Source organism: Nitratireductor sp. J20-h4 (assembly GCF_056780505.1).
Map to the genome: position 1 here is coordinate 246987 of NZ_CM165557.1, position 17933 is coordinate 264919.

At 65.4% G+C, this 17933-nt stretch carries 15 protein-coding genes and 1 pseudogene; 4 read left to right on the top strand and 12 right to left on the bottom strand.

The features are described from left to right. Nucleotides 1-207: 207 nt before the first annotated feature. Complete coding sequence (locus tag ACT2B0_RS01295; protein WP_348202892.1) at nt 208-1302, top strand: porin; 1095 nt, start codon at nt 208-210, stop codon at nt 1300-1302. Between the two features lie 119 nt (nt 1303-1421). After that, the gene (locus ACT2B0_RS01300) at nt 1422-1784 is read left to right on the top strand and encodes a hypothetical protein (protein ID WP_348202891.1); all 363 of its coding nucleotides are present in this window, start codon (nt 1422-1424) and stop codon (nt 1782-1784) included. Nucleotides 1785-2185: 401 nt separating this feature from the next. Here ACT2B0_RS01300 and ACT2B0_RS01305 read toward each other — a convergent pair whose 3' ends face one another. The 12 genes and pseudogenes from ACT2B0_RS01305 to ACT2B0_RS01360 all read right to left on the bottom strand — a co-directional run bounded on the left by ACT2B0_RS01305 (nt 2186) and on the right by ACT2B0_RS01360 (nt 14615). Next, complete coding sequence (locus ACT2B0_RS01305; RefSeq protein ID WP_473460684.1) at nt 2186-2545, bottom strand: hypothetical protein; 360 nt, start codon at nt 2543-2545, stop codon at nt 2186-2188. Nucleotides 2546-2919: 374 nt separating this feature from the next. Next, nucleotides 2920-3222 (bottom strand): annotated as a pseudogene (locus ACT2B0_RS01310) (transposase); the annotation flags it as partial. Nucleotides 3223-3794: 572 nt separating this feature from the next. Continuing rightward, a complete protein-coding gene (locus tag ACT2B0_RS01315) occupies nt 3795-6227 on the bottom strand; it encodes a DUF3772 domain-containing protein (RefSeq protein ID WP_473460686.1) in 2433 nt (810 codons plus the stop codon). Between the two features lie 458 nt (nt 6228-6685). Further along, nucleotides 6686-7408 carry a dTMP kinase gene (locus tag ACT2B0_RS01320; RefSeq protein ID WP_473460688.1) on the bottom strand — a complete coding sequence of 241 codons (723 nt, stop codon included), beginning with the start codon at nt 7406-7408 and terminating at the stop codon, nt 6686-6688. A gap of 52 nt (nt 7409-7460) precedes the next feature. Further along, the gene (locus ACT2B0_RS01325) at nt 7461-8819 is read right to left on the bottom strand and encodes an NAD(P)-binding protein (RefSeq protein WP_473460689.1); all 1359 of its coding nucleotides are present in this window, start codon (nt 8817-8819) and stop codon (nt 7461-7463) included. Between the two features lie 118 nt (nt 8820-8937). Next, complete coding sequence (locus tag ACT2B0_RS01330; RefSeq protein ID WP_348424051.1) at nt 8938-10053, bottom strand: nucleotidyltransferase family protein; 1116 nt, start codon at nt 10051-10053, stop codon at nt 8938-8940. Between the two features lie 15 nt (nt 10054-10068). Continuing rightward, complete coding sequence (locus ACT2B0_RS01335) at nt 10069-10470, bottom strand: hypothetical protein (protein ID WP_473460691.1); 402 nt, start codon at nt 10468-10470, stop codon at nt 10069-10071. Between the two features lie 116 nt (nt 10471-10586). Further along, entirely contained in the window at nt 10587-10871 is a 285-nt protein-coding gene (locus ACT2B0_RS01340; protein WP_348424055.1) for a hypothetical protein, read from the bottom strand. Nucleotides 10872-11154: 283 nt separating this feature from the next. Further along, nucleotides 11155-11646, bottom strand: a complete 492-nt coding sequence (locus ACT2B0_RS01345; RefSeq protein ID WP_348424057.1) for a MarR family winged helix-turn-helix transcriptional regulator — start codon at nt 11644-11646, stop codon at nt 11155-11157. Then, a complete protein-coding gene (locus tag ACT2B0_RS01350) occupies nt 11643-12344 on the bottom strand; it encodes a fumarylacetoacetate hydrolase family protein (protein WP_348424059.1) in 702 nt (233 codons plus the stop codon). Before ACT2B0_RS01350 ends, ACT2B0_RS01345 begins: the two co-directional genes overlap by 4 nt. 11 nt (nt 12345-12355) lie before the next feature. Further along, the gene (gene gtdA, locus ACT2B0_RS01355; protein ID WP_348424061.1) at nt 12356-13405 is read right to left on the bottom strand and encodes a gentisate 1,2-dioxygenase; all 1050 of its coding nucleotides are present in this window, start codon (nt 13403-13405) and stop codon (nt 12356-12358) included. 28 nt (nt 13406-13433) lie between these two features. Next, complete coding sequence (locus ACT2B0_RS01360) at nt 13434-14615, bottom strand: 3-hydroxybenzoate 6-monooxygenase (protein WP_473460694.1); 1182 nt, start codon at nt 14613-14615, stop codon at nt 13434-13436. 206 nt (nt 14616-14821) lie between these two features. Between ACT2B0_RS01360 and ACT2B0_RS01365 the strand changes: the two genes are divergently transcribed. Together ACT2B0_RS01365 and asnB are read left to right on the top strand one after the other, a co-directional pair. Further along, nucleotides 14822-15943 (top strand): hypothetical protein, encoded by a 1122-nt coding sequence (locus ACT2B0_RS01365; protein WP_473460696.1) that lies wholly within the window; start codon nt 14822-14824, stop codon nt 15941-15943. 27 nt (nt 15944-15970) lie between these two features. Further along, entirely contained in the window at nt 15971-17923 is a 1953-nt protein-coding gene (gene asnB / locus ACT2B0_RS01370; RefSeq protein WP_473460698.1) for an asparagine synthase (glutamine-hydrolyzing), read from the top strand. Nucleotides 17924-17933 lie beyond the last annotated feature (10 nt).

The following is a 17933-nucleotide window of genomic DNA, read 5'->3' on the forward strand; positions in this document are numbered from 1 at the left end:
GATCGCCCGGAGAGACGGTCCATGCGGGTGTTGCCGCTTGGCAACAGCATTCGCGCAAGGCGGCGAATGCAACATATCTTACGCAGATGTAAAGTTGGAGGAAAAATCTCGACAGGCTTCCGATCCCTATTCTCCGGCAGTCAGGACGGACGCTTTTGGCGCCTCTGTCCTCGGCTGGTTAACCCGCAAACAACGGAGGTGGGCAACGTGAAGAAAATATTGGTACTTTTGTCATGCGCAGCCAGTGCTGCAGGGATTACATCGGCGAGAGCAGCCGACCCGATCATCATTGCCGAACCGGAACCGGTTGAATATGTACGCGTCTGCGACGCTTATGGTGCCGGCTTCTTCTACATTCCCGGCACCGAAACGTGCCTACAGATCTCGGGCTATGTCTATTATCAGATCGGAGCTGAGAGCCGGGACGCTGGAGATACGCCACCGCTCACCTTTCATCCAGGTGATCCGGTCACCGAAGGCTTCTACAAGACAGTACGCGCCCGGTTGAACTTCGATGCTCGCTCGCAGACTGAATGGGGTTTGCTTCGATCCTTCATTCGGCTCGAAGCAAATTGGAACGGTGTGGGAGACGGCCCGGCCGTTTTCGACCAGGCCTACTTGGAACTTGGCGGCCTGCGCCTGGGATATACCGAGTCCGCCTGGACAAGAACCCAAGGCGGCGGTGTGTCCAACTTCCCAGGCTCCCACTCGTGGTCAGGCTTGGGTTATGGCTATCAGCAACGCGCGCAGGTTTCCTACACCTTCAGAGGCGGCCCCGGCTACTATGGGACGGTCTCGCTAGAGGATGATGCGCTTGCGGGTGACGGATATTTGCCAGATGTCGTTGTCAAGGCCGGTGTCAACCAAGGCTGGGGCGGCGCGTGGGCACAATTCGGCTACGATGAATCGTTTTTGGGTACGGACGGGTGGGCTGGCAAGCTTGGTCTGCATGTCAACGTGCCGAACATGCCTGGTTCGTCACTTCGCCTGATCGGGACGTATGCCAACAACGCCAATATCTATTCTACAGGCCAGTTCGACGCCATCAGCGCCGAATGGTCAGCGCTGGCGTCCTACAACCATCAGTTTAGTCAACAACTCGGCATTTCCGTGGCTGGCCACTACTACAGCAACTTGCATGCCGGCCTAGTGACCACTGGTATCGATGCTTTCGCGGCGGAAATCTCGACGGTTTGGATGCCTGTAGAGAATTTCGAGGTGCGCGGCGAACTTGCCCACAGCAAAATCGAAAATCTCGGCGGAACGACGTCTGGCTTCCTCCGATTCACCCGGTACTTCTAGGAACGAGGCGTCGGTAGGGCAAAGACCCCAATGAGACGCGAAACGACATCGCTCCTGCTGTAACCCGAAAAGCGCGGCCGCAGCCATCGGAAAGCTGCGGCCGCCAAACCGGTGATCTAATGGATATTCCAACGGTCTTGGTCATCTCTTCGGGGGCAAACGCCGCGTCACAGCTATTGCTGAAAATGGAAGCCAGATCATCGTTGCACGCAGCGAAGATCGATATCGCAATTATCATTCGCCTATTAAGGAGTGCGCGATTTATTGGCGGATTATTTCTATTTGCGTTATCTCTTTCAGGTTATGTGGTGCTCATATCCCAATATGACATCATGATAATATTTCCAGGGATGGGTTTAACATATGTATTCGTCTCCCTGCTAAGCGCGTTTGTTCTTGATGAAAGGTTCGATAGCATTCGGATCGCGGGCGTCGCTCTCATCGTCGTCGGTCTTGGATTCTTGATGGCTGGCAGCCAGTAGACAAAACGGACTGCGCGACGCTGCTTCGTCATCATACCACCGAACAAATCGACACTGTATTGATTCAATCTTTCAAATGATCTTGAGGTTGCAAACGTGATCAACTCTCCAATTATAATATCTGCGTCACCAAAATTAAATATCAAAGATGCAATAAATTCATAGTATTCTGATATCAATTCTATGGAAATGATACGGAAAGCGAAAATATATTTCTTATATTTGAATCAAAAGTATACGATATTATCAAAAGAAAGATTTGATATTCTGATGGGGCTGCCGGAAGCGGAGCAGCGCTGCCGATATCAGCGGACGGTCGCGACGCCGACAGGGAGGATGGCGACGATCGGCGCAGCCAAAAGGGCGCGACATTCGCTTTAAAACTCCTTTTCGCCACCATTTCACGATGTCGGCGCTGAACAGATCGTGCGCCAGAGATCGGTCTTCCAGTTCCTTGGTTCGTGAGACGTGGTGGCAAGCCCGATCGCATGGTCGGCCCCGCCGACGAAAACGCTCGCCGGCGCGCCGCAACGCACCCGGGCGCGATGCCTGCCGCGGTCGCGGAATATCGGCTGGCCTCTGCCATCCAGTTCCGTCAGCCCGACGACGACATCGAAATCATACCCGGGTTCGGTCGAGCCCAGGCTGCTGAGTAGGCTGAGATTGACGGTCGTGTTGTCCAAACGCAGCGTGTGGAAGACCGGCATATCCCCGGCGCTGGCAACCGTGGCGAACAGCAGGCCGGCAATCAGGGAATGCACGTACATGGCAGTCCTCCCTGAATACTTGGGCTGGCATCATAGCATGGTTCGGAACTGTCGCCGATACCGCTGAAGCCACCTGAAGCAACGGCCATCTCCCAAGGGCAAGTGGTATGTGTCCGGTGATGTCCAGTATGCCCGCTCGCAGCCTTCGGAACGGAACCAGGGCCCGTCAGGAGGCGTTGTCTCGAAAGTCGGCTGGGGGACGGCCATCCGGCAGACCGGATCGATCCTCGCGGGGTCGATTTCCCGCGCCTGATGGACCGAGTGAAGTTCGACAGGCTTGGTGGCGGACCGCGACGCATGTGAACCGAGCGAATGCGAGGCAATGCCATGCGGGACTGTCGGATATTTTGTGCTTGGGGCCTGTTGGGTCACTGGCTGACGAACCTCCCGCCGAAGACGACGGCGAATCGGGTTTTGGCCTCGAACCATTGGCGTGGCGGCCGTTTCCATTCTTCGGCCGCATCGTCATTGGGGAAGTGACCTCGGGTTCGCACGGCGCGGCGCAGCTTCGAGTTCAAGGCCTCGATTTGGTTCGTGGTGTAAATGATCCGGCGCACGCTTTCCGGGAAGGCGAAGCAGGGAATGACGTGGTCCCAGTTGCGCCGCCAGCTCAGCGCGATCGCCGGGTATCGCTGTCCCCAGTGGCTGGCCTCGAACCCCTCCAACGCCTCATTGTCGGTGTGTGTGAGAGCCGACCCCCATACGGGGGTGGGTGGCCCCGCGTTTTTGAAATTCGACCGTCGCGCGTCACGCCAGATCGAAGGGTGGGGGCGGGGTCGAGCGTCAACAGGCCAGGTGGGTCGCCCCACCAATCGGCGTTCACCTGCACCCCCACACCTGCCTAATTTTGAAACGAGGGACAGCCACCACTACCTTGCAATCCACCCCGCGCACTGCCTCGGAAGCAGCGTTCCAAAAACCCTCCCGAAATCCGCAATCCGGAAGCCCGGAAATCCGCGCCTTTCGATGGGCCGTCCCGACTGTTCCAAAACCATGGGGTTCTTGGAACGTCTGAATTGGGGCCGAAAGCCACCGTCGAGCTCAGTCAACACTTGACAGTGGCTGTTCGGTCCTCGGCACCCGGAAACGGTCGTTCCGCTGTCCTCCCCGAAATGGACATTAGGCCTGCGGATCGCGCGCAGGCGGTGACCACGGGCTCGCGCACGGGTCTTGTCGGTCCGGACGGCCGGTCGCCGCTCGGCAAAACGCTGCCCCTGTCTTCATCGCCAAGACCGGCCCGCGCTCAGGAGCCTGGCGTGCGCGGGGTCTCCTCCGCCGGCTCGCCGGTGTCGGTTTCCGTGTGCGGGCGGCAGAGCGCTCTGGCGAAGTCCTCGACATTACGCACGGTGATGTCGCGTTGGGGAAACGGGATCTCGATACCGGCCTTGTCGAGCTCAGTATAGATCGTGAACAAGAGATCCGAGCGCGCGGTCAGCACGTTGGAGACATCCTCGAGGAAACAGCGCAGTTCGAAGTCCAGCGAGCTCTCGCCGAGCCCCATGAACAACACCGCCGGCTCGGGATAGGACAGCACCATCGCGTTGTCCTTGACCGCGTCGAGCAGGATTTGCCGGGTCTTTTCCAGGTCGCTGCCATAGGCGACGCCGACCGGGACGATCACGCGCCCGGTCGGCGAGGTCAGCGTCATGTTCTTCACCGTGCCGGCGATCAGGTCCGAGTTCGGCACGATGACGTCGTGCCGGTCGAAGGTCTGGATACGGGTCGAGCGCACCGCGATCTTGCGCACGATGCCCGAATGTCCCGACACCTCGATCCAGTCGCCCTCCTTGATGGGGCGTTCGACGAGCAGGATGATGCCGGACACGAAATTCGACACGATCGCCTGCATGCCGAACCCGATGCCCACCGACAGCGCGCCGGCGACGATGGCGAGATTGGACAGATCGAGCCCGGCGGCCGACACCGCGATCAGCGCCGCCAGGGTGATCCCGGCATAACCGAGCCCGGTCAGCACCGCGTTGCGCCCGCCGCTGTCGAGCTTGGTGCGCGGCAGCACCGTGGTGCCCAGGAAGCGCTGCAGCCAGCGTGTAATGAAAACGCCGAGCACGAAGACGGCCACCAGCGTGAAGACCACCCCGATCGACACGTTTATGCCGGCGATCTCCACGCCCTGCGTCAGCAGGATCCAGACTTCCGAAATGTCGGCGAGCCGCGCGCCCCAGATCAGCGCGAAGGCCGGCAGCGAGGCGAGCAGCACCAAAAGCCCGACGGCGAACGGCAGGAGCGTGACCGCGACGCGTTCGTCGGGCTGGTGACCGCCCAAAAACCGCGTCACCGCGCTCGTCAGGAGGTGGTGGAGGGCAAGGCAGAAGGCGAGCAACGCCAGCGACAGCACCATCGGCACAATCGCCTGCCGGGCAATCTGCACGTAGCCGGCAATCGAAAACAGGATCGCCAGCATGGCGGCGAGCTGCAGCGTTCGCGCGATCAGCCCGGTCACCGAGATCGCCGCCTCGTCGTCGGCCGGCTGCGCCGGGCCGGCTTCCGCTGGTGTTTCCGCCGGGGTCCGGAGCAGGCTCGCCAGACGCCACAAAAGCAGGCTGCCGGCGATCACGATGATCGCGGCCATCACCGATCGCGACCCTGGCGCGAACTGGAAATCGCGTTCCATCGCCTCCAGGATCGCTTCGAACACCAGCACGAGGCCAAGTGCGAGCGCAACCCAGGTCGCGCGTGTCGCCGCCTGGTCGTTGAGGTCGACCAGCCGGCGTTCCGGCCCGCTCGGCGCGAACACCACATGCGCGAGCCAGTAGGCGGTGACGAGGAACAGCGTCAGCATGAGAACGACGGCGTTGATGGATTTCGCCGATGGCGGTGTCAGCCGCAGCGACAGGAACGCCAGTGCCAGCAGGCCTCCGCCGGCTGCCGGAAGCACAAGGCGCAGCGCCAGGGCGAGCCCGGCATAGCCGCGTTTGCGCAACCCGCTCGACGCGCCGGCGGCCGCGGCCTCGACGCGGCGGATCGCGCGCGGATGCACGAACAATAGCACAATCAGCCCGATCCCCGACAGGAGAGCCGCCAGCGGCAGGCGCTGGCGCAAGAGCGCCCCCTGGGTGGGGCTGGAGACGATGTCGCCGACCTCGTCCAGAACGCGGCCCAGATAGGCCGACAATTCGGTGAGCGTCGGCAGCCAGTAGGCCGGCACCAGCGGCGAGGGTTCGCGTGCGAGCAGCTCTGCCCGCTGCCGGGCGCGGATCAGGTCGTCGATTTCCTCGACCAGCACTTCGGCGCGATTATGCGCCTGCCGGGCGGCAAGCACCGGCGCGTCGGCAATCGCGATCGCTTCCAGCAGCGCCTTGCGCTGCGTCGCGATGCGTTCCGGTTCGGCATCCTTTTCTGCCGGCGGCGGGCCCAGCGCCTCCAGCCTGGCCTGCAGCGTCAGCGTCTCGATATTGCCGCGCTCAATGACTTCCAGCGCCTCGCTGCGGGTCGCGGCGACGTCGCTTCTGAGGATCTCCAGCGCGTCGTTGGAGGCGCGCGCGTTACGCAGCGCTTCCTCTGCCCTTTCCGCCGTTTCGTTCCAGTCGGCCACACGCTCCTCGAACGTGGCCGGCGCATCCTGCGCATCCTGCACATTCTGTGCGTGCCCCGGTTCGGCCCCGGTGATCAGCGCCAGCACCAACACGGTCAGAAAATGCGTGATGAAGCGTGCCATGCGGTCTCCGGTCCTCTCCCGATTGCAGATATTGGCCAGATTTTGCCGCCGCGAACAAGCCGGTTGGTCCACGGCGCCGGAAGAGTGGCGCCAAGCCGGTCCTTGTCCGGCGCCGCTGCGGCGCTGCCGGTGGCCGCGCCTGGCAAAGCAGAAATCCGCTTTCGCCGTCGCCAGTCGCGTGGTCCGGATCGGCAAAACCGATCAGAACCAGCGCGTGACCGGTCGCAAGCCGGGCGGGTCCACGGGCATACCGGTCCCCGCCACAGATCCGCCGCCCGTAAAGGAGGCTGCCAGCACGCGAGCCTGCCGGCCATCGGCGCCGTCATCGGTTTTCCGGCCGTTCCGCGGTGCGGGCATACGGGCGCCGGCCCGCCGGCCCGGGCGCTGTCCGTCCGGCAGGTCCAGCCGCAGACTGGAGCCGGCACGGCGTCTCCGGTTCGGTTGGACCGAAGACGCCGTCAGGCGTCTATTGCCGCGCCGTCTGGTGGCCGCGCGCCTGCGGCCTGGGATCGCGTGCGCGCCAAAATGCGTTCGACATGGGGCACGATGTGGCCGACGATGTCCGCGTCGTCGTGCAGCCTGCCCTGGTCGACCACCACCCAGCCCTGCTGTTCGCCCAGCCTGCGCAGGATTTGCCGGACCTTTTGCTGGTAGGCGCAAAATGCGTCTTGCGGGTCGCCGGCGAAACCGTCCCAGCGTCCGATTTCGGTTTCCCTGAAGCTGCTGCGTCGCGCCCAGGCCACGCGCGGCTCCAGGTCGAGCAGCACCACCAGGTCCGGCTCGGCGGCGTCGACGAAGAATCCACGCAGCTCTTCGATCGCGATGCCGCTGCGCAGATGCGCCTTGGCGATCACCCGGAAATAGGAACCGTCCATGACGTGCAGCGCGCCGCTGTCGCGGGCCGCCTGTCGCCGGAAATATTGCCCGGCGGCCGCGAACCAGGCGGCGAGCAGATGGAGGTAGAACCGGGTTCCCAGAAGGTCCTGGCCGGGTTCGCCGCGAGTTGGCCAGAGCGCCTCCTTGAGCAGCGCCAGCCTGCCGTCGGCGAAACCGTCGCCGAACGAAAGGTCTTTTTTGTCGACATAGACGGCCCGCCGCCCGCGCTCGGCCATCGCGCGCGCGAGCTTGCGGCTGATATGGGTTTTGCCCGCGCCGTCGATACCTTCTATCGCGATCAGCATGAAGCCTCCCCCGAACGTCCCGCCAGCGCGCTGATCGTGGTGCGCAAACCGTTCATTCGGCCGCGATCTTGGTTTCGGACTGCTGGACGGCTGCGGCGGGCTCGTCGCCGGCAATCGCCGCGCATACGGCCGCCGCCGCGTAGCCGCCGCTGACCAGAGCCGGGATCAGGCCGCGAAACCGTCCGACGGCGTCGCCGCAAAACCAGATGTTCTCCACCGGGCCCTTCAGGTCGAGATCGTTGTGCGGAAACGCGCCGACGCCCTCGATGGCGGGAAACAGGCACACGGTTTCGGGCGAATTGAGGTCGGGATACTGGTCGACCAGAAGCCTCAGGCTGCCTGCCAGGATCGCGTGCAGGTCGGCATGCAGCATCGCGGCGATGTCGCCCCGGCGGAACTCCGCGCGCGGATGCCACGGCCGTCCGTCGAGTTCGGGCGTGGCTGTCGGGCGCCCGTCAAGAAATTCCGGCAATGGCTGCCACAGCGCCCCCGGGCTGCCATTCAGCGTCTGCTGGTAGTGCTGCCAGAGCCGTCGGCCCTTGTCGAGCGCATCGCCGGAAAACCGCGCCAGAAGGCCGAAATTGGAATAGCCCGAGGGCGGTCCGTCGGAGCGGCCCGACAGCGCCGACGGTCCGTTATAGGGGATGAGCCAGACCTCGCCGTTGCGGCAGGTGCAGAAGGTCCTGACCTCGGTGTCGAGCGCGTTGATGATGAATTTGACGTCCGGCCGCTCGACCGCGTTCAGGAAACCGACATGGTTGGGATGCTCGATGCGGATGCCGAATTCGTATCGGAGCTCGGTCGCGGGAGCGAGGTCAGGCATCAGGCGCGCGATCGCCTGCGGCCCGAACCGGCCGGTGGCGACGACGACATGGCTGAACTCCTCCTCGCGGGCGACCCCGCCTTGCGGCGTGCTTCGCACCGCATAGCCCGCGCCGCTGCGGCGCACCCGTTCGACCGTCGTGCCGGTCGCGATCCAGGCCCGGTAGTCGCGGCTCAGCGCGGCAATCAACTCCGCCCGTTGCGCCAGCGTGCCGTAGCTCGACGGATAGTCCTTGGTGGTGATCGGATCTCCGGTCCACACGAAGTCGCCGCCGGCGGACCCCTCGGTGACCGGAACCTTGATGCCGACGCCGTCGAGCAGGGCGCAGATCCGGTTGTAGGCCGTCCACAGCCGGTCCTTGTCGCGCAGCCGGTAGAGATGGGAGCCGGACGGGTGGAAGCTGAACTTGCCGTCGGAGAACAGGCCGGCCCCGCCGATGCCGCATCCCAGCTCGCTCGCTTTGTCGTGGTGGCGTTCCTCCAGCGCCCGGCCGGCCTCGAACAGGCGAAACTCGATCCCGCTCGCGGCGAGACAGGACGCCGCCGCCAGTCCCGCCGGTCCGCCGCCAATGATAGCAATACGCGCCATGTCCAACTCCTGCGATGAATTCGGTGCGCGGCCGGTCTCCCGGCCGGGTCGATGGTCGCTGTGCCCCATGGAAATATGTGTCCGCCGCGCCGCGGCCCGCTTCGGCGGTGCGCCGCCGTCAGGCGAAGGCGAATTCGTTCACAACCACCCGCGAAAGCAGCTTGGGGATCGGGTCGCCATAATCGCCCGGGTCGGGAATGCCCTTCTGGTTCGGCATCAACAGCGCGATGACGTGTTCGGGGACCGGGGTGTCGTAGAGCCGTCTTTGCTGTTCGAAGACGTAAAACAGCGCCGAGGCGAAGCCGTATTTGCGGGCCACCAGCAGCAGTTCGGCCCAGTCGATCGCCTCCTGGTGGCGGCGCACCAGCGCATCGATGTCGCCCAGCATATACGGCTTGACCGTGCCGTGCTGGAAGGCCTCGAAATAGGCGCGCGCGGCGCTGAACCACAGCGCGGTCGTCGGCCCCTGGCACCGCACGGCCTGCCCGAGCACGGTCTGCGGCCCCGCGCCGCGCCACACGTCTTCCTCCTCGATCCCGTTCGCCAGGCCGAAATGGATGTCGACGAAAACCGGCATCAACACCGTGCCGTCGGCCTCGACGAAGGATTTTATCTGCCGTTGCCGCCATTCCCGGGGCAGGAGCCTGGCGTCGAAACCGGGCCGCAGCGCCTCCACCTTGGTCACCGAGTGCAGGGCGTATTTGTGCTCGAGCGTGTTTTTGGTGATCCGGCGGAACATGTGGGTGAAGCGGCCGCTGGCGGGGTCGAACACGCCATGTTTGAAACCGAGCCCGTAAAGCGTCTTCTGGACGCGCCACAGATCCTGCGGCCGCACCATGATGTCGAGGTCCTGCATCGGCCGCAAAAGCGGGTCGGGAAAAAGGGTTGCCGCCATCAGCGCGCCCTTGAAGACATAGTGGTCGATGCCGTCGTTCTGGAACGTGTTGAGGATCTGCGCCAGCAGCCGAAACTGCGCCACCGTGCGCAGCTCGGAAAGCTTCGACCACCCGGCCAGATAGGCCGTCACCCACTCGGGCACGGTGCGCGTTGCGCCCAGCCGCTCGAGGTGAAACCGGCACAGCGGGATCGTCTGGTAGGTCTCGGCCCGCCACAGCACATAGGCCCAGTCGATCTCCTGGCGGGCAAGGCTTGCCAACCGTTCGTCGCCGGCATCGTCGAGCCGCGGACGACAGGTCAAAAGCAGAAAGGTTTCCTCACGAGAAAGATGGATCATCGTCCCGCTCCCGCCCTAGCTTTTCTGCGGCGACTTTTTCGACTTGCCGTCATCGTCGGGGGAGGCGGCGTTGCCAGCCGCTGCCGCCTCGCCGTAATGCTGCAGAAGCTGCCTGTACTGATCGAGCTGCTGGTCGAACTCGGCGAAGTCGCGGTCGAAGCCCTGGCCGAAAATCTCTTCCAGATTGGGCTCGCCCGCCGCCGCGCCCTCGGCGTCCTGCGCGGTCAGGTGGACGGCGTTGGAGGCGAGCGCGCTGAACGGAAACAGCGCCGGCACGTCGGTGTCGCGCCCGTTCCTGCGTCCCATATTCGCGCCGATATCCTGCAGGATCGGAACGGCGAGCTTGCCCGACAGGGTGATCACGAAGGTGCCGTCAGTCTCCTCGACGGTGTACCCGAACAACAGACCGTCGCCCATTCTTGCCTCCCATGGTTGTGTGCGTCAGTGCGCTACGGAGCGCCTCCGTGGTCGGACGCGCCCCGTGGTCGCTAGTCTGGTGCGGTCGCTAGTCTGGTGCGCGCGGTGAGCAGGCCTCATGCGCGCGCGCGGTGAACGGCAAACGACCTGCGGCGCAGCGCGTTGCCGCGCTTCCACAGCCGGACCTCGGCCCTCGACAGGGCGAGCGCCCTGCGGCCCATCGCCAGCATCGCCCGGTATTTCCTCCGGTTGCCGCGGGAGCGGTGACGCTTGGCGAGCGAGAAGCAGTTGCGCGCCAGCTTCAGGTGGCGGCCGGCCGGGGAGGCCCAGAACCGATTGGAGCGTCTGGCGGCCGGCTTGGCGCGGGCTGCCTGCAAAAACGGATTTCGCGAATAGGCCATGCTTTCTCCTCCTTCCTGAACCGGCTCAGAATAAAACAACCATAGGTAGCGGTCAAGATAAATACACCCTAATGACGGTGCGGCGGGAGACACGGGGAAACCCGGGCGCGGGGAGATTGGTCGACGGCCGCATCGGCGTCGTCGTTCGCCCAATCGGTTCGGGCCGGGCGCCGCGGTCGGGCGCCAAGGTCCGGCCCGGGCCGGCAACGTGACTGCGGGTTTTGGGGAAAGGATCAGCTCGTGGCGGCGCGCCGCATTGCGATGGCGGAACGCCGCGATCGCATCAGGGTTGAGGCAGGCTGTGCGGGGCGCGGCTCAGCCTGTTGTTGCCGTCCGCCATTTTGGCAAGCAGCGCGGTCAGTTGCGCGCGCTCCGATGGCGAGAGCGGCTCGACCATGCGCTCCTGCGCCTGGCGGGCAAGCGGCAGGGCCCTGGCCAGCAGGTCGCGGCCGGTCTCGGTGATGGCGACGATCTTGGAGCGGCGGTCCTTGCGCGAGGGCGTGCGCGTGACGAGTTCGCGTTGCGCCAGCTTGCCAAGAACGACCACGATCGTCGTGCGGTCGAGGGCGGCGACGCGACCGAGGCTGGCCTGGTCCATCGCGCCGAACCGCGCCAGCGCCGCGAGCAGGCCGAACTGCAGCGGCGTCAGGTCGACGGCGCGGCATTCCTCCAGGAACACCGCCACCCCGATCTGGTGGCACCGCCGCAACAGATGCCCCGGCATGTCGAGGAAATTGTCCTCTTGGCCGTGTGCGGCGGCGGTGGGGTCGTTCATGCCTCGGGCTCGCCGATGGTGGTGCTGATCGTGCCGAGACCCTCGATCGCGACCGTGCATTGGTCGCCGGGCACCAGCGCGCCCACGCCCGCCGGCGTGCCGGTATAGATCAGGTCGCCAGGCGCGATACGCATCGAGTGTGACAGGATCGAAATGATCTCGGGCACCGACCAGATCAGTTCCGACAGATCGGCGTCCTGGCGCGTCACGCCGTTGACGCTGAGCCGGATCGAGCCCGAGGCGAGGTGCCCGCTTGCCGAGACCTTGTGGATCGGTCCGCAGACCGCGGATCGGTCGAAGGCCTTGCCCCAGTCCCAGGGGCGGCCCTTGTCGCGCGCCTCGAACTGCAGGTCGCGACGGGTCAGGTCGTTGCCGATCGCATAGCCGTAGACGTGCTCGAGCGCGTTGTTCTCGGCGATCTTGAAGCCGGCGCGGCCGATCGCGACCACCAGTTCGGCCTCGTGGTGCAGGTTCTTGGTCAGCGGCGGATAGGCAACGGTCTCGCCGTCATCCACGATCGCGTCGGCCGGTTTGGTGAAGAAGAACGGCGCCTCGCGGTCGGGATCCTTGCCCATCTCGCGGGCATGCGCGGCATAGTTGCGGCCAACGCAGAAGATGCGGCGCACCGGAAAGCGCGCGGTCTCGCCGGCGACGGCGAGGCTCGGCTGCGGGGGCGGGGAAAAAACATAGTCGGTCATGATGGGCGCTCTCAATGGTTGCCGCGGTCTTCGCGCCACAGGCCCAGCCTGTCCTGGGCGGCGCGATCGGAATAGGAAAACAGCACCGCGTCGGTCGCGGGCTCGTGGACGATGCGTTTCCATGACGGGGCGACGAAAATGTCCTTCGGACCCCATTCGAACACCTGGCCGTCTATGGTCGTGCGCCCCGATCCCTCCACCGCCACGAACACCGTGGCGTCCGTCGAGCGATAGGCGGCGGTGGCGAAGCCGGCCGGCAGAAGCTGCAAAAACGTGGCGATGGTCGGCATCGCGTAGCCGCCGTCGACCGGGTTGACATAGCGCAGCTTGAGCCCGTGGCAGGGGTCCCACTCCTCCTGGGCGCGCATCTGCTCCAGCGCCGCGCGCGAGCGCTCGTAGGGATAGTTGAAGATCGGCGAGGCCTTCTTGCGTGGCTCGAAGTCGACCGGCAGGAGATTGGCGCCGAAACGGGCGAGCGAATCGCCGGTCCTGCGTGAGATCGGCTGCTCGTCGTCGGGATACCCTTCCGCGAACGAGGCGTCGAAGAACGAGATCATTGGGATGTCGAGCCCGTCGAGCCAGATCATCGGCTCGTCGGTGCGGTTGCCGTGGTCGTGCCAGGCGCCGGGCGGGGTGATGACGAAATCGCCGTAATGCATGATCGTGCGTTCGCCGTCGACCGCGGTATGGGCGCCGTCGCCGTCGAGCACGAAGCGCAGCGCGGATTGCGAATGGCGGTGCGCGGGGGCGACTTCGCCCGGCATGACGAGCTGCAGGCCGGCATAGAGCGATGTCGTGATCCGGCTCTGGCCGCGCAGGCCGGGATTTTCCAGGATCAGCACCCGCCGTTCGGCCTCCTTGGCGGTGATCAGCCCGCCGGCCTCCAGAAGATAGGCCTTCGCCTCCTCGTAGTTCCAGCAATGGGCCTGGCAGCCGCTTGTCGGCTCCGGCGTGATGATCGACGACATCACCGCCCACAGCGGGGTCAGGCTTTTCTTGTCGATCTTTTCGTAAAAGGCCTTGCGTTGCGGCGTCTCGGCCGGCTTTTCGGTCAGCGACATGGGGTCTCCTCCTTGCGGCTCTCGTTTCTCAGGCCCGCGCGAGCCCGGTCCCGCCATAGAGCCATTCGAGGCGGTCGTAATATTGTTCGGGCGACAGCGAGGTCATCACCTGGTTGCGCACCAGCGCCTTGGCGCCGGCCGGATGGTAGATGTACTCGCCGATCAGGCGCGAATCGATCTGCACATGGGCCGTGCGCGGCACCCGGTTGTGCTGATAGGCGGCAAGGGCTGCTTCGACGTCGCCCGCATGGGCGTCGAGCATATGGGCCAGGCACACCGCGTCCTCCATCGCCATCGCCGCGCCCTGGGCGAAATATTGCAGCATCGGATGCGCGGCGTCGCCGAGCAGGGCGACCCGGCCGTCGACCCAGCGCTCGGCCGGTTCGCGGTCGCACAGCACCCACAATTTCCAGTTTGTGCCGTGCTTGATGATTTGTTGCGCGCGCGGGTGGATATGCTCGAAACCGCGCATGACCTCGTCCACCGGCACCGGCTTGCCGGTCACGGCCTCCTCGACGTCATTGTGGTAGGTCACGACCAGGTTGAACATCTTCCAGCCCTGCAGCGGGTAGTGGACGATGTGGCACTTCGGGCCGGCCCATAGCGTGGCCGCGTTCCAGCGCAGATCCTCCGGCATGCGCTCGACCGGGATCACGGATCGGTAGGTGGTGTGGCCCGACACGATCGGTTCGCCGTCGCCCAGCATCTGCGCGCGGATCGGCGAGCGCAGCCCGTCGGCGCCAATCAGCGCGCTGCCGACCACGGGATCCCGGCCGGCGCACAACACCCGCACCGACGCGCCGTCCTGCGTGTAGCTTTCGACCCGGTGCGAGGTGCGGATATCGACCAGGCCGGTGTTTCGGGCCGCCTCCACCAGCGCCATATGCAGGTCGGCGCGATGCACGACGGCGTAGGGATTGCCGAACCGCTCGCGGAACGGCTGATCGAGCGGAATATGCACGATCTCGTCGCCGGTCAGCCCGTCCATCAGGCGCAACTTGTCGATGAAGACGGCTTCCGCGCGCGCCTGGTCGCCGACGCCGAGCGCGTCGAAACAGTGAAACGCGTTCGGCGCAAGCTGGATGCCGGCGCCGATCTCGCCGATTTTCGAGGCCTGCTCCAAAACGATGGAGCCGCGGCCGTTGCGGGCGAGGGCGAGCGCGGCGGCGATGCCGCCAATGCCGCCTCCGGCGACGATAACGGGGTGCATATTCGGTCCTCCGCTCTAATAGTCAGTATTATGCTCATAATACTGACTATGACAAGTGCGATGGCCGGACACTGTCCGATTGCCGTCCCTGTCCGGCTTCAACCGAACCTTAATCCCCGGCCTCTAATATGAGCGCCGTTGTCGCGCATGGCTTGCGCCGGGTTGCGCGGATCGGCCTGCCGGATCGGGCCGGATCGGATTGGTGGATGATACAGCATCAAACGGACACGACGCGGATCTTGGACGAAGCCGACATTCCTGTCGTGGCGCGGCTGTTCCAGAAGATCTTGCGCAAGACCCGCGAGCCCGCCACCCCGGCGCTCGAAACCTATCTCGCCAGCGTCTTCCTGGACGGTCCCGACCGCGACACCGAGATCAATTCTTTCGTCCATTTGCGCCGTGACGGTCGCGTCAACGGTTTTGTTGGCGTCTTGCCGCTGCCGTTGATCGCCGGCGACAGACCGGTGCGCGGCGCGCTGTGCGGCACGCTGATGGTCGAGGACCACGCCGACGATCCCTTTGCCGGCGCGCGGCTGATGCGCGCCTTCCTCGGCGGTCCGCAGGACATTTCGCTGACCGAGACCGCCAACGACATTTCCACCACCATGTGGCGCAAGCTCAGGGCCACCGTCCTGCCCGACCATAGCCTGGAATGGCTGCGTGTGATCCGTCCGGCCGGCTTCGCCGCCGAGATGGCCGGTCGCGCGGTCGGCCTTGGCGGTGTGTTGCGCCCGCTCGCGCGTCCCGTCGACGCGCTGGTCCGGCGCCGGGGCGACGGTCCGTACTGGACCCATATGCCGGCCGGGCTGCCCGCCGGCACGCTGGCCAGCGCCGAGGTCGACGATGGCGAGGCGGCGGCTTTGTTTGTCGAATTGACCCGGGGCTACGAGGTGCGGCCCGACTGGCGCGCGCAAAGCCTCGCGCGGATGCTGGCCGAATCCCGCCGCAAGGCGGTCTACGGCGCCATGGTGCGCCGCAAGGTCGTGGCGCGCAACGGCCGCCCGGTCGGCCTGTTTCTCTATTACGGCGATCCGGGGCGTGTCGGGCGGGTGGTGCAGGTCCTGCACGCGCCCGGCCAGGCCGGCATTGTCCTCGACAGCATGCTCGCCCATGCCGGCGAAACCGGCCTTGTCGCCTTGCGCGGCCGCACCATGCCCGCGCTGCTGGAGGCGATGCTTGGCCGGCGTTTCGTCTTCGTTCACGCCTCTTCCTCCATTGTGCACGCGCGCGACAGGAGCCTGATCGAGCCCTTTGTCGCCGGCAGGGCGTTTTTCAACGGGTTTGCCGGCGAATCCTGGTCGCGACTGATCGGAGACCGTTTTGACTGAATTCGCTTCGAAGACGGCACGCGGCTCATGTGCGGCATAGCGGGTTATTGCGGCGACGGCGTCGCGCCGCAGGACGGCGCGGCGCTGTTGTGGCGCATGGGCCGCGAGCTCGCCCATCGCGGCCCGGACGGACAGGGCAGCCATGTCGGTCGCGGCATCGGCCTCGGCCATCGCCGTCTTGCCGTCATCGACCTGTCCGAGGGTGCCGCCCAGCCGATGGCCAGCGCCTGCGGGGCGATCCACATCGCCTATAATGGCGAGGTCTTCAATTATCTCGAACTGCGCGCCGAGCTGGTCGCGCGCGGTCGGCGCTTTCGCAGTGAAAGCGACACCGAGGTGGTGCTGCAGCTCTATGAGGAGTTTGGTCCCGATTTCGTCACCAAACTCAACGGCGATTTCGCGCTGGCGATCTGGGACGGGCGCAGCCGGCGCCTGCTTCTGGCGCGCGACCGCGTGGGCGTGCGCCCGCTCTTTTATCACTGGCAGGGCGGCACGCTCTATTTCGCCTCCGAGATCAAGGCCCTGATGCAGGTGCCGGGCTTTTCGGCCGAGATCGATCCGCTGGCGCTCGACCAGATCTTCACCCTGTGGACGCCGTTGGCGCCGCGCACCGCCTTCAAGAACGTCAACGAACTGCCGCCGGCCCACATGATGATCGTCGAGGGCGGCCACGCCGTCACCCGGCCCTACTGGGCGCTCGACTTTCCAGCGCTCGGCGATGACCCTCCCTCACGCGCCGAGGGCGATGTCGCCGAGGAGTTACGCGCGCTGCTCGAGGACGCCACGCGCATCCGCCTGCGCGCCGATGTCGAGGTCGGATCGTTTTTGTCCGGCGGCCTCGATTCCTCGCTGATCTCCGCCATCGCCGCCCGTCAGGCGCCGGGCCGGCTGCGCACCTTTTCGCTCGCTTTCGACGATCCCGCCTTCGACGAGAGCCGCCATCAGGAAACGATGGCCGCGGCCCTCGGCACGCGCCATGATGTCCTGACCTGCCGGGCCGGCGACATCGCGGCCGCCTTTCCCGCCGTCGTGCGCCAGATGGAGCGGCCGGTCCTGCGCACCGCGCCCGCCCCGCTCTATCTGTTGGCGCAGCGTCTGCGCGGCGAGGGGCTCAAAGTGGTGCTGTCGGGCGAGGGCGCCGACGAGATTTTCGCCGGCTATGACGTGTTCAGGGAGGCGCGCATCCGCCGTTTCTGCGCGCGCCAGCCCGGCTCGACGCTGCGGCCGCACCTGTTCCGCAAGATCTATCCCTATATCGCCTCGCTGCAGCAGCAGACGCCGGAATATCTGGCCGCGTTTTTCGGCGCCGGCGCCGATCGGCCCGACGATCCGCTGTTTTCCCACCGGCCGCGCTTCCGCGCCACCGCCGGGGCGAAGCTGTTCTTCTCGCGCGAGCTCAAGGCAGAGCTGGCCGGCTACGACGCGGCCGAAGAGCTGGCGGCCTCGCTGCCGGCTGAGTTCTCCCGCTGGCACCCGCTGCACCAGGCCCAGTATCTGGAGACGCGTTTTCTCCTGCCCGGCTACATCCTGTCGGCCCAGGGCGACCGCATGGTTATGGCGCACGGGCTGGAATCGCGCTTTCCCTTCCTCGATCACCGCCTGGTCGAGTTCGCCGCCCGCATCCCGCCCGAGATGAAACTGCGCGGCCTGCGCGAAAAGCACATTCTGCGCCGGGCCGGCGCCGACCTGTTGCCGGCCGCAATCAGCGAACGCCCCAAACAGCCCTACCGCGCGCCGGAGAGTGTGTCGTTCAGCGGCCGGGACGGCGCCTATGTAGAGGCGCTGATGGCAACGCCGCGCATCGCCGAGGACGGGCTGTTCAACCCGCAGGCGACCCGAAAACTGCTCGACAAGCACGGTCGCGGCGCGATCGCCGGTTTCCGCGACGCCGCCGCCTTTGTCGGCATTCTCTCCACCCAGCTCTGGCTGCGGGAATTCGCCGGCGCCGCGCCCCGCAAGCAGTCCGCGCAGGCCGTGTGACCGCGCTCCA